This is a genomic window from Streptosporangium sp. NPDC053982 (assembly GCF_055585205.1).
The window spans coordinates 196,496-221,532 of the sequence record NZ_JBVJKQ010000015.1; the positions used below are offsets into that span (position 1 = coordinate 196,496).

Genomic DNA, 25,037 nt, shown 5'->3' on the forward strand with positions numbered 1-25,037 from the left:
GCGCGCCGGGCGGCGCCCACGGCGCTCCGGAGCGGTTCGGGTCCGGCCGTCCACCGGCAACCGGACGTCGCGACCGTCCGGTGGGCGGGCCCTTCAGGAGAAGAGGCGGCGCAGGAGGCAGGAGCCCAGGAGCCGGAGTGTGAAGGGCAGGTCGTTGCGGAGGTAGCGGCGGGCCAGCCGGCCGGGCTCGTGGACCAGGCGGAAGAACCACTCCAGACCCGCTTCCCGCATCCACACCGGCGCCCGGGGGACCGTACCGGCCGTGAACGCGATGGCGGAGCCGCACCCCACGAACCAGGTGCCGGGAAGGTCGTCCCGGAGCCGCGCGATGAGCCGGTCCTGCTTGGGGAAGCCGAGCCCGACGAAGACCAGCCGGGGCGCGGCGGCCACCAGCGCCTCCCTGATCCCGTCGTGGCCGCCGGGATCCGCCTCGAACCCGTACGGCGGAGCCTGCGTGCCCGCGACGACGAGCGCGGGATGACGGCGGACCAGCCGGTCGGCCGCCTGCCGGGCCGCCCCCGGCGGGCCGCCGAGGAGGTAGACGGGGTAGCGGTAGAAGGCGGCCGCCTCCGACAGCGACCAGATCAGGTCGGCCCCGGCGACCCTCGCCGGCAGGGGCGTGCCGAGCAGCCTGGCCGCCCACACCAGCGGCATGCCGTCGGCGACCGACAGGTCGGCCCGCTCGACGATCTCGTGCGCCCCGGGGTCGCGCGCGGCGGTCCAGGCGATGTCCGTGTTGGGGGTGACGAGGTGGCCGCCCTCTCCGCGTTTCAGCGCGCCGACCACGTGGTCGACGACCTCCCCCTCGGTCATCGGGTCGAGAGGGAGGCCCGCCACGCGCACCCTGTGGCGGGTCCGTCCGTGGTCGTCGCCGGGCCATGGACGCCCCGGGACGCGCGTCGCCTCCTGGACGGTCCGGAGCGCCATCAGATGCCGCGCCCGAGGTGGTGGAGCGCCCCGAGGACGCTCGCGGCCGACACCAGGCCCGCGGCCACGGCGAGCGCGAGAGGCACCCGGGGTTCACCGCGGTGCGCGGTGAACGCCCGCCGGGCCCAGCGGCCCGCCTCCCTCCGCCGGCCGAGGGCCGCGTGGTGGAAGGCGAGCTGGCCGTAGACCCGCGCCGCGCCGCGCGGATCCACGACCAGATCGGGGTGCCGGGCGAGCATCCACTCCAGCCCGGCGATTCGGTCGGCCCAGCGGGTCGCGTACGCGGAACCGCCCCAGCGCACCCGCACCAGGGGACGGTCCACATGCGCGATCGGGTGACGCGCGGCCGCGCGCAGCGCGAGGTCCCAGTCTTCGTTCTGGCCCCCCGGGGCGCTCTCGTCGGCCCAGAACGCGCCCCGGCGGAACAGGAACGTCGAGGAGTGGACCATCACCATCCGCGAGCGCAGCAGGTGCGCCCGGGTGACGGCGGCCGTCCCGGCCAGCCGGGTGACGCGGCGCGAGCCGTACTCGACCTCGATGGCGCAGCTGGAGAACTCCGCGCCGGGCCACGCCTCCAGGGCGCCGACCTGGGCGGCGACCTTGCCGGGCGCCCACTCGTCGTCGTCGTCGCAGAAGGCCACCAGGTCGGTGCCGAGCGCCGCGATGCCGGTGTTGCGGGCCCCCGGAAGGCCGGGGCTGAGGCGGTTGGCCGTCACCCGCACCCGGCGCGGCGCCTCCTCGGCGGAAACGGCGGGATCCCGGGCGTCCCCTCCCGTGGGGGCCGGACGCCGGACACTCTCTCTCGAGACGGCCGGACGCCAGGCATCTCCTTCCGAGGCGGCCGGACAACGGACGGCCCCTGCCGGAGGCCGGGTGTCCCCTACCAGGGTGGCCGGGTTCCGGGCGGCCAGGAGGTCGGCCGTACGGTCGGCGACCGCCGCCGGGTCGCCGCCGTCGACGACGACGACCACTTCGAGGGGACCGGGATGGTCCTGGCCGAGCGCGGCACGGATCGCGGCGCGCAGCCGGTCGGGCCGATGTCCCCGCGTGGGGATGACCACGCCCACCGATGGGCTCACGCCGATCTCCTGTCGTAGCCGTACTTGACCATGAGGGGCCAGGTCAGCGTTGCGACCAGGCGCCGGTGCCGCGGCGGGGCGGCGGTGCGCCAGCCGTCGTCGGGATCCAGGCGGATCCGGCCGACCGTGAAGCGCACGGGGTTGCCGGAGACCGTGTGGGCCGGAGAGAGATCGGCCCGGCCGGTGGAGAGGAAGTCGAGGCGGGGCGCGAGACCGGCCTCCGCGGCCACGCGGCCCAGGGTGGCGGCGGGGGCGTCGAGCAGGTCCTCGTAGCGGACCCGGGTGACGCGGACGCCGCCGCGTGCCAGCAGTTCCAGGCTGAGGTTCTGGGCGAGCCAGTGCAGCGAGGTGCGGGCCGGCGACCAGCGGGTCATCGGCCGGCCGTCCTCCGGGCGGGGCACCCGTCTGCGCCAGGAGTGGGCGACCGCGCGGGGATCGCGCACGACGTGCACCACGTGCACGTCGAGCCCGGCGGCCGCGAGGCAGAAGGCGGTGGAGGCGTGCTTGCTGGAGTCGACCACGACGGGCCGGCCGGAGACCTCCGCCGCCGCGTCGTACAGGCGACGGTGCGCCGCGGCGTACTCGGCGAGCTCCGGAGACGCCGTGAGCTCCGCGGACTCCCCTAACGGCACGGATCCCGGGAACACCGGAGGCGTCACGGACCGGGCGAACGTCGCCGGTCCCGCGGACCCCGTGGACCCGGCGAGACGGCGGGCCAGTTCGGGAACGCGCCGGGTGCGGTCCACCCGGCGTCCGAGCCGGAGCATCCGGCGGGCGAGGTCGTCCGGCCAGCCGCCGAACGCGCGCTCGCCGACCTCCCGCCAGAACGGGCACGCGCTGAACGGCCGCCGGCAGCCGCATGGCTCGTCCGCGAGCACGCCCCTGGCCCAGAGGTGGACGACCTCGCCGAGCGGCGCGACGCCGGGGACCTCGCCGAGCAGGCGCTCCAGCAGGGTGGTCCCGCTGCGGCCGAGACCGCCGAGGAAGACGACCCGGGCGGGAGGCGGCTTGTCAGGCACGGCACGAATCCTTACCCGTCGGATACGGAACGTGCACATCCTAATGCGGAGGGTTACCGTGCCATCGCGGAAAGGACAAAGGATCTACCTGGGACGCGCCGGGCCGGACCGCGTCCCGCGGATGATCCGCGGGACGCGGTCCGGCGCCGTGGCCGGAGGCACCCTGACCGTCCGACACCCCGGAACCCGGCACCGTGACCGGGCGGGCCCGGTGGCCTCCCCGCGCACACCCGGTCACGGCGCCGGATCCCGTCCGGCGGATCGTTTCTCCGGTCGCGACCACCCGGGCGGCCCCTGACGGGCGTCCGGGACAGGCCCTAACGGGCGTCGGTGATCATCCCCGCGCCGACGGTGTTGTTGGTGGCCTCGTCCACGAGGATGAAGCCGCCGGTGAGGCGGTTCCTCGCGTAGTCGTCCACGAACAGGGGCTGGGTGACGCGGAGCGAGACGCGCCCGATCTCGTTCAGCCCGAGGGAGCCGGCCTCCTCGTCGCGGTGCAGGGTGTTGACGTCGAGCCGGTAGTGGAGGTCCTTGACCAGCGCCCTGGCGGTGCGGGTGGTGTGCTTTATGGCCAGCTTGGCACGCGGCGCCAGCTTGACGGCGTCGGTCATCCAGCAGACCATCGCCTCCAGCTCCTGGGTGACCTGCGGCTGGTTGTTGGGCCGGCAGATCATGTCGCCGCGGGAGATGTCGATGTCGTCCTCCAGGCGGAGCGTCACCGACATCGGCGCGAACGCCTCCTGCACCGGACCGTCGAAGGTGTCGATCGAGGCGATGCGGGTGCTCAGCCCCGACGGCAGGTGCACGACCTCGTCCCCGGGCTTCAGCACGCCGCCCGCGACCTGCCCGGCGTATCCCCGGTAGTCGTGCAGGGCCGGATCGGTGGCGCGCTGCGGCCGGATGACGTACTGGACCGGGAAGCGCACGTCGACGAGGTTCCGGTCGGAGGCGATGTGCACGTTCTCCAGGTGGTGCAGCAGGGAGGAGCCGTTGTACCACGGCATGTTCTCCGAGCGGGACACCACGTTGTCGCCGTGCAGCGCCGAGATCGGGATGAACGTCAGGTCCGGGGCGTTCAGCTTGGCGGCGAACGCGGTGAACTCCTCGCGGATCTCCTCGAACCGCTCCTGGGAGTAGTCGACCAGGTCCATCTTGTTCACCGCGAGCACCAGGTGTGGCACCCGCAACAGCGTGGTGAGGAACGCGTGCCGCCGCGACTGCTCCAGAACGCCCTTGCGGGCGTCGATGAGGACGATCGCCAGGTCGGCGGTGGAGGCGCCGGTCACCATGTTGCGGGTGTACTGGATGTGCCCCGGGGTGTCGGCGATGATGAACTTCCGCTTGGGCGTGGCGAAGTAGCGGTAGGCCACGTCGATCGTGATGCCCTGCTCCCGCTCGGCGCGCAGGCCGTCGGTGAGCAGCGACAGGTCGGTGTACTCGGTGCCGCGGTCGCGGGAGGTGCGCTCGACCGCCTCCAGCTGATCCTCGAAGATCGCCTTGGAGTCGAAGAGCAGCCGTCCGATGAGGGTCGACTTGCCGTCGTCGACGCTGCCCGCCGTGGCGAAGCGAAGGATGTCCATCAGAACCGCTCTCCAGAGGTCGTACGGCGTGCGCGGGAGGGCCGCGCGGGAAGGGACTGCCGGGCCGCGCGGGCCGGCCGGGAAGGAACCGTGCTCACTTAGAAGTACCCCTCCCGCTTGCGGTCCTCCATCGACGCCTCGGAGGCCCGGTCGTCGGCGCGGGTGGCGCCGCGCTCGGTGATCCGGGTGGCGGCGATCTCGTCGATGATCTCCTCGACCGTGGCGGCGGTGGACTGGACGGCGCCGGTGCAGGTCACGTCGCCGACCGTGCGGTAGCGGACCACGGCCTCGAAGATCTGCTCGTCCTCGTCGCGGGTGATGAACTCGCTCTCGGCCAGCAGCATGCCGTCACGCTCGAACACCTTGCGCGTGTGGGCGTAGTAGATCGAGGGGATCTCGATGCCCTCGCGCCGGATGTAGTCCCAGATGTCCAGCTCGGTCCAGTTGGACAGCGGGAACACCCGGATGTGCTCACCCTTGCGGATCTTCGCGTTGTAGAGGTTCCACAGCTCGGGGCGCTGGTTCTTCGGGTCCCACTGGCCGAAGTCGTCGCGGAAGGAGAACACCCGCTCCTTGGCGCGGGCCTTCTCCTCGTCCCGGCGGGCGCCGCCGAAGACCGCGTCGAACTCGCCGTCCTCGATGGCGTCCAGCAGCGTGGTGGTCTGCAGCCGGTTGCGGGAGGCCCGGCGGCCGGTCTCCTCGGTCACCCGGCCCGCGTCGATCGAGTCCTGGACGCTGGCCACGATCAGTCGCGCGCCGAGCTCGGCGGCGCGGCGGTCGCGGAACTCGATGACCTCGGTGAAGTTGTGCCCGGTGTCGACGTGCAGCAGGGGGAAGGGGATCGGCGCCGGCCAGAACGCCTTCTCCGCGATGCGGAGCATGACGATGGAGTCCTTACCGCCTGAGAAGAGGAGACAGGGACGCTCGAACTCGGCCGCCACCTCACGCATGATGTGAATGGACTCTGCCTCGAGGACGTCGAGCTGCGACGTGGTGTAGTCGCACTGGAGCATCAGACTCTCCTAGCGGTGCTTATCGGTGCAGGTCCCGGATGCCGGCAAGCAACGCTGGCGCCAGTTCCGGTAGGGAAACCAGGATATCCGGCAGTGAGGGGTCTCCCTGGTTGTACCGGAGCGGCGAGCCGTCGATCCGGCTGGCGTGCGCCCCCGCGGCCAGGGCCACGGCGACCGGCGCGGCGGAGTCCCATTCGTACTGCCCGCCGGCGTGCACGTACGCCTCGACCTCACCGGTGAGCACCGCGGAGATCTTCGCGCCGGCCGAGCCGATCGGCACCAGGTCGGCCCCGGCGAGCTCGGCGAGGGCCCGGACGAACTCCGGCGGGCGGGTGCGGCTGACCGCGATCCGCGGCCTGGCCCCGGCGGCGGGCGCCGGCCGTACGGGGGGTTCGAGGGTGGACAGGGTGCGGCCCTGCGCGGGCAGCGCGACCGCGCCGGCCGTCAGGACGCCGCGCTCCCACAGCGCCACGTGGACCGCCCAGTCGGAGCGGCCCTCCTCGGCGAACTCGCGGGTGCCGTCGAGGGGGTCGACGATCCACACCCGCTCGGCCGCCAGGCGGCGGGGGTCGAGGCGCTCCTCGCGGGTCGCCTCCTCCGACAGCACGGCGTCGCCGGGGCGCGAGCGGGCCAGGGCGTCCATCAGGAACAGGTGGGAGGCGGTGTCGCCCTCCTTGCGCAGGACCGCGGGGTCGCCGAACCCCCGCTCGGCGCGCAGGGCCAGCAGCCTCTCACCCGCCTCGGCCGCCAGATCCGCCGCGAGAACGTGGTCGTCCCGGATCGTCATTCAGCAAGCTCCGTTCCTCGCGCGACGGCTGCCCATGTGTTCCAGAGAATCTGCAGGTCCAGCGTGAGGGACCAGTTCTCTGCGTAACGCAGCTCCCACCGTACTGATTCCTCCCACGGAATGTCAGGGCGCCCGGTGAGCTGCCACAGGCCGGTCATCCCGGGCTTGACCGGCAGCCTGCGGCGGACGTCGTCGTCGTACCGGGCGACCTCCTCCGGCAGCGGCGGCCTCGGTCCCACCAGCGACATGTGGCCCAGCAGGACGTTGAGCAACTGCGGCAGCTCGTCCAGGGAGCGGCGGCGCAGCCGCGCGCCCAGCGGGGTCAGGCGCGGGTCGTGCCGGATCGCGTACGGCACGGCACGGCCGTCCCCTCGCAGGCCGACCCGTCCGCGCTCGGCGCCGCCGGCCATGGTGCGGAAGGTGTAGAGGGTGAACTCCGCGCCGTCGCGGCCCACCCGGCGCCGCCGCAGGAGGACGGGCCCGGGGCTCGACGCCCGGACGGCCAGCGCCAGCCCGGCGAGCAGCGGCAGCAGTGCGGCGAGCAGCGCCGCGGCCGCGGCCCGGTCGAAGGCGGCCTTGAGCACCCGGCGGGAGCCGGTGATCCGCGGGTGCTCGGCGTACAGCAGCGGCACCCCGGCCGCCAGGCGGATCCCGGTGCGCGGCCCGGCGGGCTCCAGCAGCGCCGGGGCGGCGACGAGGTCGGCGCCGGTCCGCTCCAGCCGCCAGGCGAGTCTGCGTAGCGCCGTGCCGTCCAGCTCCGGGCAGGCGAGCACGGCCACGGTGTCGGCCGCGGCCTGCCCGACCGCGAGCGGCACGTCGGACAGGTCTCCGAGGACGGGGACGCCCTCGACGTCGTCTCCTCCGTCGTACGGCACGCACGCCGCCACGACCTCCATGCCGTGGCGGCGCTCCCTGCGGAGCAGGCCGATCAGCTCGGCGACGGCGGGCCGGCGTCCGGCCGCGACGACCCGGCGCGCGCACCGGCCCCGCTCGCGCATCCGCCGCAGACGGCGGCGCAGGCCATACCGGCCGAGGAGTGCGAGCGCCGTTGCCAGTGGGACGGCCAGGACGACGTAGCCGCGGGCCGTCTCGGTGCGGGCGAGGTAGGCGCCGGAGGCCAGGGCGACGGCGAGGGCGAGCCCGCACCGCGCGATCCGGCGGTACTCCTCGGGCCCCAGGCCGGCCACGCGGGGCTCGTAGGCGCGGTTCAGCGCGGCCGCGCACACCCAGACGGGCGGCAGCGCGGCGCTCAGCGCGACGTACGGGGTGACGTCCGGGCCGCTCTCCCCGGAGCGCGCGAACAGCGCGAGGAGGCCGGCCACGGAGGAGCAGAGGAGGTCGGTGGCGACGGTGTACGCCCGGTGGCGGCGGGCCCAGGCGGGCGCCCGCGGGCGGGACGCCGACGTCGATCCCGGACCGGTCGGGACGGCTTTCACCTCGCGCACACGCTCCCCCAGCGTAGTCGATCGGCGACCGATGGTCACCGGATGTTACCGAGGGAGAAGGGGGCGCGGCGGCCGAAGGCCGAAACGCGCGCCGCCCGGATGACTATCTGGGCGGGCCCGAGAGCTTCAGGTCACCCGAGTGGAAGGCGTTCTGGGTGGCCTCCAGGCCGGAGGTGATCAGCGACTCGACCATGTCGGCGGCCCGGTCGACGAGGAACGGCAGGTCCTTGCGCTCGGCGGTGGCGAAGTCGCGTAGGACGAAGGCGGCGGGGTCCATCCGGCCGGGCGGGCGGCCGATGCCGAACCGCAGCCGCAGGTAGTCCCGGGTGCCCAGCGACTTGGTGATCGACTTCAGCCCGTTGTGGCCGTTGTCGCCGCCGCCGAGCTTGGCGCGGAGCGCGCCGTACGGGATGTCGAGCTCGTCGTGGACGGCGATCACCCGGGCCGGGTCGACCTTGTAGAAGTCGGCGAGGGCCTTGACCGGGCCGCCGGAGAGGTTCATGTAGGACAGCGGCTTGGCCAGCACGGCGGGGGCGCCCGCCACGCGCCCCTCCAGGGCCTCGGCGCGCGACCGGTGCGCCTTGAACCGTCCTCCGATGCGGGCGGCGAGCTCGTCGGCCACCATGAAGCCCGCGTTGTGCCGGTTACCGGCGTACTCCGGCCCGGGATTCCCCAGACCCACGACCAGCCAGCGGTCCATGGTCGGCGCCCCTTCCACATGCGCGTCAGGGCAGCCCGGTCGCGGGCTGCCCTGACAAGGTCTAGCAGATGAAACTACTCGGCGGCCTCGGCCGGCGCGGCCTCGGCGGTCTCGCCCTCGCCCTCGGCGGCGGCCTCGGCCTCGCCCTCGGCGGCCTCCTCCTCGATGGGGGCGGCGGCGGTGGTGACGTGCAGGACCAGGGTCTCCGGGTCGGCGATGAGGGTGGCGCCCTCGGGCAGCTTCAGGTCGCCCGCGGTGACCTGGGTGCCGACCTCCATGCCCTCGACGTCGACCTCGACGCCGGTCGGGATGTGGGTCGCCTCGGCCTCGATCGCGATGGAGACGAGCTGCTGGTCGAGGACGCCGTCGGCGACCTCGCCCACCGTGGTGACCGGGATCTCGACGGTGACCTTCTCGCCGCGCTTGACGAGGAGGAGGTCGACGTGCTCCAGGAAGCCCTTGATCGGGTCGCGCTGGACGCCCTTGGGCAGGGCCAGCTCGTCGGCGGCGCCCTTGAGGCGGATCAGCACGTTCGGCGTGCGCAGGGCGAGCAGGAGCTCGTGGCCCGGGAGCGTGAGGTGCAGCGGCTCGGTGCCGTGCCCGTACAGGACGACGGGGACCTTGTTCTCACGGCGGATCTTGCGAGCGGCGCCCTTGCCGAACTGGGCGCGCGGCTCGGCGTTGATGACTACTTCGGCCACGACGGATCTCCTAGGGATCTTCGATGGATTCTGAAGGGCGCGCTCCCCCTCACCCGCCCTAGCGGAAGGCGTTACGAGCGCGCGCGACCCGAACAGCCTACCGGCACACGGGCCGGGTTCGGCCCGCCGAGGCTCGGGTCGCCGCCTCGGCGGGGTCTCGCGGGGGTCTCACGGGGGTGTCGCAGGGGGGGCGGCGGTGTACCGGGGAGGGTCGATCAGGCACCGCGGGGACGGCGGTGTGCCGGGAGGATCAGGTGTCGCCCTCGAAGAGGCTGGTCACCGAGCCGTCGTTGAACACCTCGCTGATCGCGCGGGCGATCAGCGGGGCGATCGACAGGACCGTGAGCTTGTCGAACCTCTTCTCCTCCTCCAGCGGGAGGGTGTTGGTGACGATCACCTCGGAGATGCCGGAGTTCTTCAGCCGGTCCACCGCGGGGTCGGAGAACACCGCGTGCGTGGCGGCCACGATCACGTCGGTGGCGCCCTGCTCGTACAGCGCGTCGGCGGCCTTGCAGATCGTGCCCGCGGTGTCGATCATGTCGTCGATCAGCACGCAGGTACGGCCCCGCACCTTGCCGACGACCTCGTTCACCTTCACCTGGTTGGCCACGTCGAGGTCGCGGCGCTTGTGGATGAAGGCCAGCGGGGTGCCGAGGGTGTCGGCCCAGCGTTCCGACAGGCGGACGCGGCCGGTGTCGGGCGAGACGACGGTGGTGGTCTCCAGGTCGAGCTTGTCCTTGAGGTAGTCGACCAGCACCGGCATGGCGAACAGGTGGTCGACCGGGCCGTCGAAGAAGCCCTGGATCTGCGAGGTGTGCAGGTCGATGGACATCAGCCGGTCGGCGCCCGCGGTCTTGAACAGGTCGGCCATGAGGCGGGCGGTGATGGGCTCGCGGCCGCGGCCCTTCTTGTCCTGGCGGGCGTAGCCGAAGAACGGCATGATCACGGTGATCCGTTTGGCGGAGGCGCGCTTCAGCGCGTCCACCATGATCAGCTGCTCCATGATCCACTGGTTGATCGGACCGGTGTGACTCTGGATGACGAAGGCGTCGCAGCCCCGGACCGACTCCAGGTAGCGGGCGTAGATCTCGCCGTTGGCGAAGTCACGCAGGGTGGTGGGGGTGGGGTCGATCCCGAGGTGGCTCGCCACCTCCTCGGCCAGCTCCGGGTAGCCGCGTCCGGAGAAGAACATCAGCTGCTTCTCACCGGTCTGCTTCATGCCGCTCATGCCGTCCTCCTCGCCTGACGGCCCTCGGTCGTCGTCGCGACGCTGCCGTGCCCGCCGGCCGGCTCGCTGCGCTTGATCACGTCGTGCTCCCCTGCTGGTTTCCGGCGTCGATGGCCTTCTGGGCCGCCTCGGCCGATCTGGTGCCCGCGCGCCTGCGCGCGACCCACCCTTCAATGTTGCGCTGCCGCGCGCGGGCCACCCCGATCGCCCCCGGGGGAACGTCGCCGTCGATGACCGAGCCCGCGGCAGTGTAGGCGCCGTCGCCGATGTTCACCGGCGCGACGAGCATGGTGTCGCACCCGACGAAGGCGTGGTCGCCCACCACCGACCGGTGCTTGTTGACCCCGTCGTAGTTGACGAAGATCGTCGAGGCGCCGATGTTCGCCCCGGCGCCGATCACGGCGTCACCCGCGTAGGTCAGGTGGGGCACCTTGGCGCCCTCGCCCACCTGGGCGTTCTTCATCTCCACGTAGGTCCCGGCCTTGGCCCCGCGCCCGAGCACGGTGCCGGGCCGCAGGTAGGCGTACGGTCCCACCTGGGCGGCGGGGCCGATCTCGGCCTTGACGCAGACGGCGTTGCGGACCACCGCGCCCTCGCCGACGACCGTGTCGGTCAGGGTGACGCCGGGGCCGATCTCGGCGCCCTCGGCGACGGCCGTACGGCCGTGCAGCTGGGTGCCCGGGTGGATCACCGCGTCGGGCTCCAGGGTCACGTCCACGTCCACCCAGGTGGTGGCGGGGTCGATCACCGTGACCCCGGCCCGCATGTGTCCCTCCAGCAGGCGCGTGTTGAGGACTTTGCGGGCGGAGGCGAGCTGCACCCGGTCGTTGACGCCCTCGACCTCGACGTGGTCGGCCGCGACGTGCGCGCCGACCCGGTGGCCGTCCTCCCGGAGGATGGACAGCACGTCGGTGAGGTACTCCTCACCCTGGGCGTTGGCGGTGGAGACCCGCTTGACCGCGTCGGCCAGCAGGCGGCCGTCGAAGGCGTAGACGCCGGAGTTCATCTCCCGGATGAGCCGCTGCTCGGGGGTGGCGTCCTTCTCCTCGACGATGGAGAGGACCGCTCCCGTCCCGTCGCGGACGATCCGGCCGTAGCCGCGGGGGTCGGGGACCTCGGCGGTGAGCACGGTGACGGCGTTGCCGTCGCGGTCGTGCCGCTCCAGCAGCGCGGCGAGGGTCTCGGTGCGCAGCAGCGGCGTGTCGCCGTAGGTCACGAGGACCGTGCCGTCGACGGTCCCGGTGGTCTCCAGCACCACCCGGACCGCGTTGCCGGTGCCGCGTTGCTCGGGTTGCACGACGGCCCGGGTGTCGGGGCCGGTCCGCGCGAGGTGCTCGCGCACCCGTTCGCGCTCGTGGCCTATGACAACAATGAGCCGCTCGGGTTCGAGACCTCGAGCGGCGGCGAGCATGTGGTCCACGAGTGCGCGACCGCACAGCTCGTGCAGGATCTTGGGTGTTTTCGACTTCATCCGGGTGCCCTCACCTGCGGCGAGGACGATGACGGCGGCCGGGCGCGGCACACTCACGGACGAGGCTCCCTCGGCGTCGCGGCTGAGACATTGACAGGGTGGCGGACCGTCCCCGCCCTCTTCAGGGCATCGGACGGTCACCCACTCGACAACGTGAGGATACCTGCCCGCCCGGGAACCCACCCAGCCGACTAGCCGGACCAATAAAACGGTCAAAAGTTACAGCTCCGGCACCAGGACTCGAACCTGGACAACAAGGACCAAAACCTTGCGGGCTGCCAATTACCCAATACCGGATCGACAGGGCCGCCCGAACCGGTCGGGCACCCGGCACCCCCCACGATACCGAGCCGTCGATATCGAACGCGCCTCGTTTCGGCTCCGCCTGCGCCACGGGCGCCGGGAGGAGTGAGAGGCCCCCGTGGCGGGCATGGACCGGAAGACGCCGTTTAGCAGATCCACCCGGTGGTAGCAAGTCGTGAACCGACCACGGGATCCACCGGGGAGCGTCACCTTCTCCACATCCATCCGTAGGTGTTCCTAACTTACGATGGCGTAGGTTACGGTTGCGTAGCCGGACGAAACCGCCCTTCTCCTATGAGTCGTATCGAGGTAGCCCATGACTGTCCTTGAAGAGCGTTCCGCCCCTTCTCCGAAACCGGACGTCGATCCGGAGCCCAAGACCCGTCCCGAGATCATCACCTTCATGGTGGTCGTCGCCCTGCCGCTGATCGCGCTCGTCGCCGCCGTGCCCTTCGCCTGGGGGTGGGGTCTCCGCTGGACGGACGCCGTCATCGCCCTCGTCTTCTACGTGGTCTCCGGCCTCGGCGTCACCGTCGGCCTGCACCGTTACTTCACCCACGGGTCGTTCAAGGCCAAGCGCCCGCTGAAGATCGCGCTGGGCATCGCCGGCAGCCTCTCGCTGGAGATGTCGGTGCTCGACTGGGTGGCCACCCACCGCAAGCACCACAAGTTCTCCGACAAGGAGGGCGACCCGCACTCGCCGTGGCGGTTCGGCACCGGCTTCTGGGCGGTGAGCAAGGGGCTGCTCTGGGCCCACATGGGCTGGCTGTTCGAGGCCGACCGGGCCAACCGCGAGAAGTACGCCCCCGACCTGGTCAAGGACCCCGACATCATCAAGCTGCACAGGTACTTCCCGGTGCTGGCGATCACCTCGATGGTGATGCCCGCCCTCCTCGGCGGCCTGCTGAGCTGGTCCTGGTGGGGCATGGCGACCGGCTTCTTCTGGGGCACGCTGGTCCGCATCGGCCTGCTGCACCACGTCACCTGGTCGATCAACTCCATCTGCCACGTCTTCGGCGAGGAGGTCTTCGAGTCGCGTGACAAGTCCCGCAACGTGTGGTGGCTGGCGATCCCCTCCTTCGGCGAGTCCTGGCACAACCTGCACCACTCCGACCCGACCTGCGCCCGGCACGGCGTGCTCAAGGGCCAGATCGACCTCAGCGCCGGCGTGATCCGGATTTTCGAGAAGCTCGGCTGGGCCCACTCCGTCCGCTGGCCGACTCCGGAGCGACTGGCGGCGAAGCGCATTGCCGCCTGACGGCCCATCACGCAGTCCCGGGGCGGCCCGCGTCACCGCAGCGCCGCCCGACGGCCCACCACGGAGTCCCGGGGCGGCCCGCGTCACCGCAGCGCCGCCCGGCATCCCGTCCCGGAGTCCCGGGACCGCACGTCCCCTCGGGGCGGCCCGCCTCACCGCGGCGCCGCCCGCACCCCCGGCGACGGCCTCCGGCGGTACGGCGCCGCCCGCCGGCCCGCCCGGGACCGCGAGGCGGACGGGCACCGTCCGGAAGGCGGTCACCGCGCGGCAGACGGGTGCCGTGATCGCGGATGAGACGATCGACCGGAGTGCCGGAATCGACGCCGTCCAGGGCGTGGTTCCCGCTTCGCGCTCCGGGGACGCCATTATTGGAACCGTGAACGAGCCCCGAAGACGCATGTCAGGCAAGGAGCGCCGGGAACAGCTGATCCAGATCAGCCGGTCCCTGTTCGCCGAGAAGGGGTTCGACGGCACCTCGGTGGAGGAGATAGCCGCCACCGCCAACGTCTCCAAGCCGGTGGTCTACGAGCACTTCGGCGGCAAGGAAGGCGTCTACGCGGTCGTCGTCGACCGTGAGATGGACAAGCTGCTCGGCATGGTGACCGAGGCCCTGTCGGCCTCGCACGCGCTGATCAAGCTGGAGCGGGCCGCCCTGGCGCTGCTCGCCTACGTGGAGGAGAACAGCGAGGGTTTCCGGATCCTGATCCGCGACTCCCATGCCGCCTCCGGGACGGGCACGTTCGCCAGCCTGATCAACGACATCGCCAGTCAGGTCGAGGACGTCATGGTGGACGAGTTCGTCCGCCGGGGCTACGAGCCCAAGCACGCCCCGATGTACGCGCAGATGCTGGTCGGCATGGTGGCGCTGACCGGCCAGTGGTGGCTGGACGTGCGCCGGCCGCCGCGCGAGGAGGTGGCCGCCCACCTGGTCAACCTCGCCTGGAACGGTCTGAAGGGCCTGGACCCGCATCCCCGCCTGACCGCCGCCCGCGGCCCGGACCAGCTGCGCCCCCGGCCGTCGGAGAAGGAACTCCGGGAACGGGAGAAGGCCCGCGAACGCGACCTGAAGGAGCTGGAGAAGGTCCGCGAGCGCGAGCGGCGCGAGGCCGAGAAGCTCGCCCGCGAGCAGGAGAAGGCCCGCCAGCGCGAGCAGCGGGAGGCCGAGAAGGCGCGGGAGCGGGAACTGAAGGATCAGGAACGGCTGCTCAGGGAGCGGGAGAAGGCCCGCGAGCGCGAGCTGAAGGAGCTGGAGAAGACGCGCCAGCGCGAGCAGCGGGAGGCCGCCAGACAGGCCAGGCTCTCCGAGCACCCCGGCGAGCCGCCGGAATCCTGAACCCACGGGGTCCCGGACCCGCGGGATCCCGGGCCTGCGGTCCCGAACCCACGGACCCGAACCCAAGGGATCCCCCGGACCTGCGGTTCCGAACCCATGGACCCCGATCCCACGGCCCCACAGGGCCTGAGCCCGCGGAGCCTCGAATCCGCGGGGTCCCGGACCGGCGGGGGTCCCGAACCGCTCCGGCGGGTGACAGCGCTCGTTGATCCGGCGTTCACGTTGAGTTTCCAAAAACCGGGCATTGTCGTCATATGTCGGTAGAAGTCGCTCACACTGACCCCGGAGATCAGCCCCTTCCCCAGGACCGCTTCCTCAACCGCGAGGAGAGCTGGCTCCAGTTCAACCAGCGGGTGCTGGAGCTGGCCGAGGACCCTTCCCTCCCTCTCCTGGAACGGGTCAGGTTCCTCGCGATCTTCGCCAGCAACCTCGACGAGTTCTTCCGGGTGCGGGTGGCCGGCCTCAAACGGCGGATGGCCACCGGCCTGCTGCTGCGGACCAAGAGCGGGCTGAAGCCCAGCGAGGAGCTCGCCAGGATCTCCGCGATCGCCCACGAGCTCGCACTACGGCACGCGGCCTGCTTCCGCGAGCTGCTGTGCCCGCTGCTCGCCGCCGAGGGCATCGAGATCGTGCGCTGGGACGACCTGGGCCGCGACGAGCGCACCGAGATGCGCAGGCTGTTCCGGGAGCGGATCCGGCCGGTGCTCACCCCGCTCGCCGTGGACCCGGCCCACCCGTTCCCCTACATCTCCGGGCTGTCGCTGAACCTCGCGGTCACCGTACGCAACCCGGTGACCGGTCACACCGTCTTCGCCCGGGTGAAGGTGCCGAGCCGGCTCCCCCGCTTCGTCGCGGCGTCCGGGGACCGGTTCGTGCCGCTGGAGGATGTGATCGCCGCCCACCTCGGCCAGCTCTTCAAGGGCATGGAGATCGTCGAGCACCACGCCTTCCGGGTCACCCGCAACGAGGATCTGGACGTGGACGAGGACGTCACCGAGAACCTCATGCAGGCGCTGGAGCGCGAGCTGCTCCGGCGCCGCTTCGGCCCGCCGGTCCGGCTGGAGGTCGAGGAGAGCATCACCCCCGAGGTGCTCGACCTGCTGGTGGACGAGCTGGGCGTGGCCCCGCACGAGATCTACCGGCTGCCCGGCCCGCTGGACCTGACCGGCATGCACGCCATCGCCGACCTGGACCGGGGCGAGCTGGGCTTCCGCCCGTTCGTGCCCGCCGAGGTCGTGCACGTCTCCGACGACATCTTCGCGGTGCTGCGCGAGCGGGACGTGCTGCTGCACCACCCGTACGACTCCTTCGCCACGAGCGTGCAGCGCTTCATCGAGCAGGCGGCGGCGGACCCGAACGTGCTGGCCATCAAGCAGACGCTCTACCGGACCAGCGGCGAGTCGCCGATCGTGGACGCGCTGATCGACGCGGCCGAGGCCGGCAAGCAGGTCGTCGTGGTGGTGGAGATCAAGGCGCGGTTCGACGAGCACGCCAACATCACCTGGGCCCGCAAGCTAGAGCGGGCCGGCTGCCACGTGGTCTACGGCGTGGTCGGCCTGAAGACCCACTGCAAGCTGGCGCTGGTGGTACGGCAGGAGCCCTCGGGCGAGCTGCGCGCCTACTGCCACATCGGCACCGGCAACTACAACCCCAAGACCGCCCGGGTCTACGAGGATCTGGGCCTGCTCACCGCCGACCCGCTGGTCGGCGAGGACGTCACCGACCTGTTCATCCACCTGACCGGCTACTCCGCCCACTCGGCCTACCGGCGGCTGCTGGTGGCGCCGCACTCGCTGCGCGGCGGGCTGGTGGCCAGGATCGAGCGGGAGACCGCCCACCAGGAGGCGGGCCGCCCGGCGGGCATCAGGATCAAGACGAACTCCCTGGTGGACGAGCCGGTCATCGACGCGCTCTACCGCGCCTCGCGGGCGGGCGTCCCGGTGGACCTGTGGGTGCGGGGAGTCTGCACGCTGCGGCCGGGCGTCCCGGGGCTGTCGGAGAACATCCGGGTCAGGAGCGTACTGGGCCGGTTCCTGGAGCACTCACGGATCTACGAGTTCGGCCGGGGCCGACGGCCGGAGATCTGGATCGGCAGCGCCGACCTGATGCGCCGCAACCTGGACCGCCGGGTCGAGGCGCTGGTGAAGGTGACGAGCCAGCGGCAGCGGGCATACCTGTCGGACCTGCTGGACCTCGCGATGTCGGAGGACACCGCCACCTGGTGGCTCAACGGCGACGGCACATGGACCCGGCACGACGGCGCGGACCTGCAGGACCACCTGATCGGCACCCGGCGATGGAGGACGATCGATGACTGACCCGGACACCCGCCCGGCGGACCCGATCCGCGCGGCCGGGGCGGTGGTGTGGCGGGGCCGGGAGTCCGCGCCGGAGGTCGCGCTCGTGCACCGGCCGAAGTACGGCGACTGGACGTTCCCCAAGGGCAAGCTGCACCCGGGCGAGCACGTCGTCGCCGGAGCCCTGCGTGAGGTGGCCGAGGAGACGGGCCTGGCGCTGCTGCTCGGCCGGCCGCTGCCGCCGGTCCATTACCTGATCGGCGGCCGGTCCAAGCGGGTCGACTACTGGACGGCCAGGGTGGCGCCCGGCGTCCGTCCCGTCGCCGAACGGGAGGACGACGAGGTGGACGAGGTCGCCTGGGTGCCGGCGGCCGAGGCCGCGCGGCTGCTGACCTACGAGTGGGACACCGCCCTGCTGGACGCGCTCGCCGCCGCGCCGCTGGCCACCACCCCGCTCGTCCTCGTACGGCACGCCCTGGCCGGGTCGCGCGAGAAGTGGGAGGGCGACGACGACGAGCGGCCGATCGACCGGGACGGCGCGGCGCAGGCCGCCGCGCTGGCCGGCGTCCTGCCCGGCTACCTGCCCGCCGAGCTGGTCAGCTCCCCCAGCAGGCGGTGCGTGCAGACGCTGGAACCGTACGCGGGCCGGGCCGGTCTCGCGATCCGCCCGGAGCCGGCGCTGTCGGAGAGCCGCCACGACCCCGACACGGCCCTGCGCCTGGTCACCGGTCTCCTGTCCGCCAGCCGGCCCGCCGCGCTCTGCAGCCACGGCAAGGTCCTGCCCGGCCTGATGACCGGCGTCGGCGTGGGACGGGAGGAGGCCCGCCTGCCCAAGGGCGGCTTCATGGTGCTCCACCACGCCGCGGGCCGCCTCGTCGCCACCGAGAGCCACCCCGTCTGATTCCCGCCCCGTACGTCCCCCGGCCGGACGGGCGCGGTAGGACCGGCGGGCGCCGTAGGACCGGCGGGCGCCGTACGGACCCGGCCGGGGGACGTACGGGACGCACGGCCGGTGTACGGGACGGACGGCGGGCTCACGGGTGGGTGGGCGGACGTGCGCGTGCGGGCAAGGTTCGTGCGCGGATGCGCAATGACAGGCGCTCCCCCGTCTGCGACCGTCGTGTAGTCGCTGCTCATCATCGCCCGCCGTCCGCGCCGTCCGCGGCCGCCGCCCGTCTTCCCGTACGGCCGGCGGCACACCCCGTCGTCCCCGGTGCCCCGATGCAGGCGCCCGCGCCGGGAGCGGCGCCGGGCGGCGGACGGGCCCCAAGGAGACCGTGTGTCGCTGGTGGACGGAAAACCCTTCAGCAAGATCCCGAACGGCGCCAGGACGATCATCTCGTGCGTCCTCGCCCTGCTCTGCCTGCTGATCGCCCAGGCTCCTCCCGCGGCCGGTGAGACGCCGGCGTCCGGGGAGTCCGCGGTCGCGGCGACCACCCTGGTCACCCCGAAGAAGCAGACGCTCAAGCTGTTGCAGTTCAACATGGCCGGGGCGGCGAAGAACGGAGGGGAGTACGGGGTCGTCGACAGGATCATCCAGGAGGTCCAGGCGCGCAAACCCGATGTGATCTCCCTCAACGAGGTCTGCAACCGGCAGTACGACCACCTCCGGGTGCGACTGGAGGAGATCGGGCACGCCATGGACGGCCTCTTCCAGGAGTCCAAGGCCCTCGTCCCCCAGTGCCAGGTCGGTCTCGACATCCGCAACAAGGCGGGTAACGCCGTCCTGGTCCGCGGCACGGTGAACGCCCGTTACAGCTACCTGTTCAGCACGGACCACAAGCTCTACGAGGGCTCTATCCCGATCCCCCCGCAGGACCGCAGCGTCGCCTGCGTGGACGCCACCTTCGCCCTGCCCCTCGACAGCGTGAAGGCGTGCTCGACCCACCTCTCCCCCAAGGACGGCTCCGCGAGCAACCCCTACGCCGCGCCGGAGGCCGAGGCCAAGGAGCTGGCCAGGGTCTTCGGGCCGGAGGCCAAGAACAGGGCGTTCATCCTCATGGGCGACCTGAACCTCAAGCCCGGCAACCCCGCGCTCAACTCGCTGTACGCCCCCGCCGCGGGCACCACCGGGGAGTTCTGGGAGACCGACATGCACTACTACTGCTCCGACACCTTCTGTGACGGGCCGGTGCAGGGCGGTGACCCCAGCCACGCCGAGGGGAAGATCGACTACACGTTCGTCGGACGTAAGCACTTCAGCTTCGCGCACCAGAACGTCCAGATGGTCGACGCCGGCAACTGCGGCGACCACATCTGCTCGGACCACAAGATGTTCCGCAGCGAGGTCACCCTCCACCAGTGGGCGACGATCCCCGGGCTGGTGCGCAACAACTACAGCGGCAAATGCCTGAGCGTCACCGGCACGGCGAACGGCGCCAAGGCCCTGCAGGCCACCTGCAACCCCCTCTCCGGTGACCAGCGCTGGCGGTTCCAGCACGCCTTCTGGGGTGAGTACTTCCTCGTCAAGGACAACGGCAGCTGCCTCCAGAACCCCAGCAGCGTCAACAAGGCCGGGGCCGTGCAGACCCTGTGCTACCTGGACGACTCCATGCAGCGCTGGCTCCCCGACCAGCCCCAGCCGGGGATGGTGCGGCTCGTCGGCTCCGGAAAGTGCCTGATGGTCGGCAGCCTGAACGTCGGCACGGCGGTGATGAACGCCACCTGCGACCAGACGGCCACCGCCCATCGCTGGACCTCTCCCTGACCGCCGCCGATCCCCGCGGCTCCGGCGCGACCACGCCGGAGCCGCGCCCGGACCCGGGTCCCGCCCACGGCCGGTCCCGGTCCGGGCCGGGGATCACAGGAGCTTCGCGACCGCCTTCGACGTCTTCTTCCACAGGCGGGGGAACTCCTCGCGGGCCCGCTCGGTGCGGGCCCGCTCCAGGCCGGTCAGCACGCCGTAGGTGAAGGTGTCCTCCCCGGCCCGCCGCGCGGCGTCGGCGACCGCGGCCAGCCGTCCCTGGGCGACGACGCCGTCCATGCGGGCGCCCAGTGCCTCCTGTACGGCCTCGGCCCGCCCGGCGAGCTCGTCCATGCCGATCGCCTCGGCGGTGTAGCGGGCCCGCTTGGCGGCCTTGCGCACGTCGTGCATGGCGTGCTCGCGTCCGGCGGGGTCGGTGACGGCCAGGGCGGCCCGGTGCGCCTTGACCACGCGCCGCCAGCTCTTGGCGGCCAGGGCGCGGAGGGTCTTGGCCGGCCGGTCCGCCGCGCCGGTCAGCGCCGGGGCGCCGGTCAGCGCGTCGAGGGCGTCCAGCAGGGCGAAGTAGCGCTCGCCGCGCAGCGCCTCCCGCGCCCGGTCCAGGGCCTCGCGTTCGGCGGCCCCGAGTTCGGCGTCGAGGCGGAGCCGGACGGGGCCCGCCACCGCCCCCTCCCCGAGGGCGTCGAACCCGGCGATGAGGCGCTCCCTGACCACCTCGGCGTCCCGTGCCTCGCCGAGCACCCGGCCCAGCCACTTCAGCTCCTCCCGGAGCCCGGCGGTGTCCTCCACGACGCCGCCGAACGATTTCAGCGCGCTGCGGAGCCGGCGGGCGGCGACGCGCATCCGGTGCACGGCGTCGTCGTCGGCCCGCCGTACGCGGGGGTCCTGGGCGAGCAGGGCGTCCGCCTGGGCGGTGAGGTAGCCGGTGACGACCTCGCCCGCGGAGCCGGGCCGGGTGCGCGGGCCGGGCCGCTCGGGGATGGGACGGGCGGAGCCGAGCACGCGGACGAGCTTGCTCGGCGACGCGGCGGGGACGGCCCCGGCGGCGGCCAGCCGCTTGCCGACCTTGCGGAGCAGCCGTTCGTCGCCCCCGACCAGCTCGGCCTCCACCTCGCGCCACCGTTCCACGTGCGGCCCGGATCCGGGTTCGCCGCCCGCGACGGCTTCGGGGACGGAGCCGGTCACCTGGTCGTCGGCGATCTCCACCAGCCGCACGCCCGCACCGTTGACCAGGGTGGTCACCGTACGCCGCGTCTCCAGCTCCGCGACGGGGGCCAGGGGCGCGCCCCGGGTGAGGGCGAGCACGAGGTCGGCGAGGTCGGCGGGGACGGTCGTCGCGCTCCGGCCGAGCGGGCGGGTGATCTCCTGCCGGGCGCCCCCGGCCTTGGGCAGCTTCAGGTGCCAGCCGGCGTCGGTGCCGCCCCTGCGGCGGCGCAGCGTGACGCCGCGCGCGGCCAGCCGCAGGTCGGGGGTGTCGAAGTAGACGGCGGCGAGCCGGTGGGTCACCGGCCCGGCGGCCCCGGTGACCCCGGGCAGCCCGGTCAGGTCCGGGACCTCGAACCCGGCGGGCACGTCGAACTTGTCCTCGATCTCCATCGCCACAGGCCACCCCCGGTCTACCGGACACATCTCTCACGTCACACGCAGTGGGTATTGATGCCCAGTTCTGCGCCCGGAAACGTCGGAAGGTCCCGCCGGTCGGTCCCCGACGTCAGGCCGGGCCGAGGGCCGGAGGCCGGAGTCTCCGGGCAGCCGATCGTCCGGACCGGCCCGGAGCCCTCTACCTGCGGGCGACCACGAAGATCCTGCGGAACGGGAAGACCGTCCCGTACGGCCTGCGCGGGTACGCCTCGCCCAGCCGCGCGCCGCACTCGGCGAGGAACTCCTCCGTCTCCCGGGGGTCCAGCCGGTCGAGCGCGGGCCGCAGGGCGGTGCCGCTGACCCAGCGCAGCACGGCGTCCTCGCCTGAAAGGACGTGCAGGTAGGTGGTCTCCCAGGCGTCCACCCGGCAGCCGAGCCCGGACAGCAGGTCCAGGTACTCGGCCGGTTCGCCGACCGGGGCGTCCCGCGTGAGGTCCCCGAGCCGGTCGCGCCACCTGTCCGCGGCGTACAGCTCGCGGATGATCCGGTGGCTGGGGAAGTCGAAGTTGCCGGGCACCTGGAAGGCGAGGTGCCCGCCGGGGGCGAGCGCGTCCACCCAGGCGGGCAGCAGCTCGCGGTGTCCGGGCACCCACTGCAGGAGGGCGTTGGAGACCAGCACGTCCACCGGCCGTCCGGGCCGCCACCGGGTGGCGTCCTCGACGGAGAAGGTCAGCCGCCCGCCCGGCACCGCCTTGGCGATCATCGCGGGCGAGGAGTCGAAGCCGTGGACGTCGGCCTCGGGCCACCGCGCGGCGAGGTGCGCGGTGAGCTCGCCGCCGCCGCAGCCGGCGTCCACCACGTACGAGGGCCGCTCGGCCGCTACTCTGGCCGTGAGCTCGAAGAAGGGGCGCGCACGCTCACCGGCGTAGCGGCCATAGGTCACGGGGTCCCACATATCTCTTGACATCAAGATAATTGATATCCACCGAGATATCTCGATGTCAAGAGAGATAGAATCGCGGCATGACGCTGCAGCACGCGGACGACGGCGACGGCCGGGCGGACCGGCACGAGGACGAGGTCGACCGGCTGGTGGCCGCCTGGCGCGTCGAGCGCCCGGAGCTCGACGTGGCACCCCTCCAGGTGCTCAGCCGGGTCTCCCGCCTCGCCCGCCACCTGGACCGCGCCCGCCGGACGTCCTTCGCCGAACACGGCCTGGAGATCTGGGAGTTCGACGTGCTGACGGCGCTGCGCCGGGCCGGCGAGCCGTACGAGCTGAGCCCCGGGGCACTGCTCCGCGCGACCCTGGTGACCTCCGGGACGATGACCAACCGGATCGACCGCCTCGCCGCGGCCGGGCTGGTCCGGCGGCGGCCCGACCCCGAGGACCGGCGGGGGGTGCTGGTGTCGCTCACCGACACCGGGCGGGAACGGGTGGACGGCGCCTTCGACGACCTGCTCCGGCGTGAGCGCGACCTGCTGGCGGCGCTGGGAGAGCATGAACAGCAGGTCCTCGCGGACCTGCTGCGCACGCTACTCGTCCCTTTTGACGCCGATGACACCGGAGCTTCCGGAGCGCACGGATGATCTACTGCCCGCCTGCCGGCGGGTAAACCGGCCGGAGACGATCGATCAGCCGCGGCCGGCGGGGTCCGCGCCGGCCGGGGGAACGGCGGCCACCCGGTCATCCGCCCGGAAAGCCGGACGTCCCGGTCACTCGCCGAGGCGGTCGGCCGTCTCCAGCCACTCGGCCTCGATCCCGTCCTTCTCGGCCAGGATCTCCTTGAGCTCGGCGTCCAGCGAGGCCAACCGGCCGTAGTCGGAGGCGGCCTCGGCCATGGCGGCGTGCAGCCTCTCCTCCCGGCCACTCAGCTTGTCGAGCTGGCGCTCCAGGCGGGACAGCTCCTTGCGCAGCTCCCGCTCCTCCTTGGCCGACAGGCCCGCCTGGGCCGCCGGGGCCTTCGCCCCGTCCGCCGACGCGGCAGGGGCGGCGAACGCGGCGGACGCCGACCCGCCGCCGGCGGCGCGGGCCGACAGCGCCGCGCCCGAGGCCCGCCGGGCGAGGTACTCGTCCACCCCGCCGGGCAGCATCGACAGCCTCCCGTCGCCGAGCAGCGCCACGACCCGGTCGCACACCCGCTCCAGGAAGTAGCGGTCGTGGCTCACCAGGATCAGCGTGCCGGGCCAGCCGTCGAGCAGGTCCTCCAGCTCGTTCAGCGTCTCGATGTCGAGGTCGTTGGTCGGCTCGTCGAGCAGCAGCACGTTCGGGTCGTCCATCAGCAGCCGCAGCATCTGCAGCCGCCGCCGCTCGCCGCCGGACAGGTCGCCGACGACCTTCCACTGCGCCTCGCCCTTGAAGCCGAGCCGCTCCAGCAGCGCCGAGGCCGTCCACTCCTTCTTGCCGACCTGGACGAACTTGCGGACCTCCTCGACCGTCTCCAGCACCCGCCGGGCGGGGTCGAGCTCGGCCAGCTCCTGCGACAGGTGCGCCAGGCGGACCGTGCGGCCCCGCACGACCCGCCCCGAGTCGGGCTCGACCGTGCCGGACAGCAGCCGCAGCACCGAGGACTTGCCCGAGCCGTTCACCCCGATCAGGCCGATCCGGTCGCCCGGACCGAACTGCCAGGTCGAGTGATCCAGCACCAGCGGGCCCCGGCCGGGGCCGCCGGCGTGCAGGGTGACGTCCTCCAGGTCGTAGACCGTACGGCCCAGCCGCGCCGCGGCGAACTTGACCAGCTCGACGGTCTCCCGCGCCGGCGGCTCGTCGGCGATCAGCGCCTGGGCGGCGTCGATGCGGAACTTCGGCTTGGAGGTGCGGGCGGGCGGGCCACGCCGCAGCCAGGCGATCTCCTTGCGCATGAGGTTCTGGCGGCGCGCCTCGGCCGCGGCGGCGATCCGGGCGCGCTCGGCCTTGGCCAGCACGTAGGCGGCGTACCCGCCCTCGTAGCGCTCGACCGAGCCGTCCACGACCTCCCAGGTGCGCGTGGAGACGGCGTCCAGGAACCACCGGTCGTGGGTCACCACCAGCAGCGCCGACCGGCGGCCCGCGAGGTGCCTGGCCAGCCAGTCGATGGCCTCGATGTCGAGGTGGTTGGTGGGCTCGTCCAGGATGATCAGCTCGTGCTCGCCGATCAGCAGCCGGGCCAGCGCCGTACGGCGCCGCTCGCCGCCCGACAGGCTCCCGACCGGGGCGGTGAGATCGATGTCGCCGAGGAGGTTGGCGAGGATCTCGCGGATGCCGGCGTCGCCCGCCCACTCGTGCTCGGCACGGCCGCCGAGGACGGTCTCGCCGACCGGCCGGTCCGGGTCGAGGTCGTCGCCCTGGGACAGCACGCCGATCTGCAGGCCGCGGTTGTGGGTGACGCGCCCCTCGTTGGGCTTGAGGGCGCCGGCGATCACCGAGATGAGCGTGGTCTTGCCACCGCCGTTGCGGCCGACCACCCCGATGCGGTCGCCCGCCTCGATGCCGAGGGAGACGTCGCTGAGAAGGGGCTTGGGGCCGTATGAGTGGGATACCGACTCGAGGTTGACCAGATTCATCGCCCTACAAGGGTATCCGCTCCCGGACCGCGCGGCCGTCGCCCCGGAGAGGACCGGGCCCGCCGGCCGATCGC

General features: G+C 72.7%; 20 protein-coding genes and 1 tRNA gene. 6 read left to right on the forward strand and 15 right to left on the reverse strand.

The window, feature by feature from the left end:
* Window positions 1–93: 93 nt before the first annotated feature.
* The 12 genes from ACZ6W9_RS27375 to ACZ6W9_RS27430 form a co-directional block, all read right to left on the reverse strand.
* Window positions 94–837 (reverse strand): WecB/TagA/CpsF family glycosyltransferase, encoded by a 744-nt coding sequence (locus tag ACZ6W9_RS27375; RefSeq protein WP_389956955.1) that lies wholly within the window; start codon window positions 835–837, stop codon window positions 94–96.
* 89 nt (window positions 838–926) lie between these two features.
* Window positions 927–2,006: a glycosyltransferase family 2 protein gene (locus tag ACZ6W9_RS27380; RefSeq protein WP_470120326.1), complete on the reverse strand. Its 1,080-nt coding sequence runs from the start codon at window positions 2,004–2,006 to the stop codon at window positions 927–929.
* Window positions 2,003–3,025: a sulfotransferase gene (locus tag ACZ6W9_RS27385; protein WP_470120328.1), complete on the reverse strand. Its 1,023-nt coding sequence runs from the start codon at window positions 3,023–3,025 to the stop codon at window positions 2,003–2,005. The genes ACZ6W9_RS27380 and ACZ6W9_RS27385 overlap by 4 nt, the downstream gene beginning before the upstream one ends.
* Before the next feature lie 317 nt (window positions 3,026–3,342).
* Entirely contained in the window at window positions 3,343–4,605 is a 1,263-nt protein-coding gene (cysN, locus tag ACZ6W9_RS27390; protein ID WP_362931042.1) for a sulfate adenylyltransferase subunit CysN, read from the reverse strand.
* 98 nt (window positions 4,606–4,703) lie between these two features.
* Window positions 4,704–5,618, reverse strand: a complete 915-nt coding sequence (cysD, locus tag ACZ6W9_RS27395; protein WP_389956963.1) for a sulfate adenylyltransferase subunit CysD — start codon at window positions 5,616–5,618, stop codon at window positions 4,704–4,706.
* 19 nt (window positions 5,619–5,637) lie between these two features.
* Window positions 5,638–6,405, reverse strand: coding sequence for a 3'(2'),5'-bisphosphate nucleotidase CysQ (locus ACZ6W9_RS27400; RefSeq protein WP_389956966.1), 768 nt, complete (start codon window positions 6,403–6,405; stop codon window positions 5,638–5,640).
* Complete coding sequence (locus ACZ6W9_RS27405) at window positions 6,402–7,850, reverse strand: exopolysaccharide biosynthesis polyprenyl glycosylphosphotransferase (RefSeq protein ID WP_389956969.1); 1,449 nt, start codon at window positions 7,848–7,850, stop codon at window positions 6,402–6,404. Before ACZ6W9_RS27405 ends, ACZ6W9_RS27400 begins: the two co-directional genes overlap by 4 nt.
* Before the next feature lie 103 nt (window positions 7,851–7,953).
* Window positions 7,954–8,550, reverse strand: a complete 597-nt coding sequence (gene pth / locus ACZ6W9_RS27410; protein ID WP_470120331.1) for an aminoacyl-tRNA hydrolase — start codon at window positions 8,548–8,550, stop codon at window positions 7,954–7,956.
* Window positions 8,551–8,624: 74 nt separating this feature from the next.
* Window positions 8,625–9,251: a 50S ribosomal protein L25/general stress protein Ctc gene (locus ACZ6W9_RS27415; RefSeq protein ID WP_389956975.1), complete on the reverse strand. Its 627-nt coding sequence runs from the start codon at window positions 9,249–9,251 to the stop codon at window positions 8,625–8,627.
* A gap of 250 nt (window positions 9,252–9,501) precedes the next feature.
* The gene (locus ACZ6W9_RS27420) at window positions 9,502–10,479 is read right to left on the reverse strand and encodes a ribose-phosphate diphosphokinase (RefSeq protein WP_362931030.1); all 978 of its coding nucleotides are present in this window, start codon (window positions 10,477–10,479) and stop codon (window positions 9,502–9,504) included.
* A 76-nt stretch (window positions 10,480–10,555) separates the two neighbouring features.
* Window positions 10,556–12,007, reverse strand: a complete 1,452-nt coding sequence (gene glmU / locus ACZ6W9_RS27425) for a bifunctional UDP-N-acetylglucosamine diphosphorylase/glucosamine-1-phosphate N-acetyltransferase GlmU (protein ID WP_470120334.1) — start codon at window positions 12,005–12,007, stop codon at window positions 10,556–10,558.
* 168 nt (window positions 12,008–12,175) lie between these two features.
* Window positions 12,176–12,247, reverse strand: a tRNA-Gln gene (locus ACZ6W9_RS27430).
* A gap of 322 nt (window positions 12,248–12,569) precedes the next feature.
* Between ACZ6W9_RS27430 and ACZ6W9_RS27435 the strand changes: the two genes are divergently transcribed.
* The 5 genes from ACZ6W9_RS27435 to ACZ6W9_RS27455 all read left to right on the forward strand — a co-directional run bounded on the left by ACZ6W9_RS27435 (window position 12,570) and on the right by ACZ6W9_RS27455 (window position 19,848).
* Window positions 12,570–13,511 (forward strand): acyl-CoA desaturase, encoded by a 942-nt coding sequence (locus ACZ6W9_RS27435; RefSeq protein ID WP_389956982.1) that lies wholly within the window; start codon window positions 12,570–12,572, stop codon window positions 13,509–13,511.
* A gap of 376 nt (window positions 13,512–13,887) precedes the next feature.
* Entirely contained in the window at window positions 13,888–14,844 is a 957-nt protein-coding gene (locus ACZ6W9_RS27440; protein WP_389956985.1) for a TetR family transcriptional regulator, read from the forward strand.
* A 254-nt stretch (window positions 14,845–15,098) separates the two neighbouring features.
* On the forward strand, window positions 15,099–17,162 hold the full coding sequence (locus ACZ6W9_RS27445; protein WP_389956988.1) for an RNA degradosome polyphosphate kinase: 2,064 nt from the start codon (window positions 15,099–15,101) through the stop codon (window positions 17,160–17,162).
* On the forward strand, window positions 17,155–18,042 hold the full coding sequence (locus ACZ6W9_RS27450) for an NUDIX hydrolase (protein WP_389956991.1): 888 nt from the start codon (window positions 17,155–17,157) through the stop codon (window positions 18,040–18,042). Before ACZ6W9_RS27445 ends, ACZ6W9_RS27450 begins: the two co-directional genes overlap by 8 nt.
* Window positions 18,043–18,420: 378 nt before the next feature.
* The gene (locus ACZ6W9_RS27455; protein WP_389956993.1) at window positions 18,421–19,848 is read left to right on the forward strand and encodes an endonuclease/exonuclease/phosphatase family protein; all 1,428 of its coding nucleotides are present in this window, start codon (window positions 18,421–18,423) and stop codon (window positions 19,846–19,848) included.
* A 93-nt stretch (window positions 19,849–19,941) separates the two neighbouring features.
* On the opposite strand, the gene ACZ6W9_RS27460 is transcribed toward ACZ6W9_RS27455, so the two are convergent.
* Together ACZ6W9_RS27460 and ACZ6W9_RS27465 are read right to left on the reverse strand one after the other, a co-directional pair.
* Complete coding sequence (locus ACZ6W9_RS27460) at window positions 19,942–21,438, reverse strand: CYTH and CHAD domain-containing protein (protein WP_389956996.1); 1,497 nt, start codon at window positions 21,436–21,438, stop codon at window positions 19,942–19,944.
* Window positions 21,439–21,622: 184 nt separating this feature from the next.
* Window positions 21,623–22,390 carry a trans-aconitate 2-methyltransferase gene (locus ACZ6W9_RS27465; RefSeq protein WP_389956999.1) on the reverse strand — a complete coding sequence of 256 codons (768 nt, stop codon included), beginning with the start codon at window positions 22,388–22,390 and terminating at the stop codon, window positions 21,623–21,625.
* Between the two features lie 56 nt (window positions 22,391–22,446).
* On the opposite strand from ACZ6W9_RS27465, the gene ACZ6W9_RS27470 reads away from it, so the two are divergent.
* Window positions 22,447–23,010, forward strand: coding sequence for a MarR family winged helix-turn-helix transcriptional regulator (locus ACZ6W9_RS27470; protein ID WP_470120337.1), 564 nt, complete (start codon window positions 22,447–22,449; stop codon window positions 23,008–23,010).
* A gap of 126 nt (window positions 23,011–23,136) precedes the next feature.
* Here ACZ6W9_RS27470 and ACZ6W9_RS27475 read toward each other — a convergent pair whose 3' ends face one another.
* Entirely contained in the window at window positions 23,137–24,963 is a 1,827-nt protein-coding gene (locus tag ACZ6W9_RS27475; protein WP_389957005.1) for an ABC-F family ATP-binding cassette domain-containing protein, read from the reverse strand.
* Window positions 24,964–25,037: the final 74 nt, after the last annotated feature.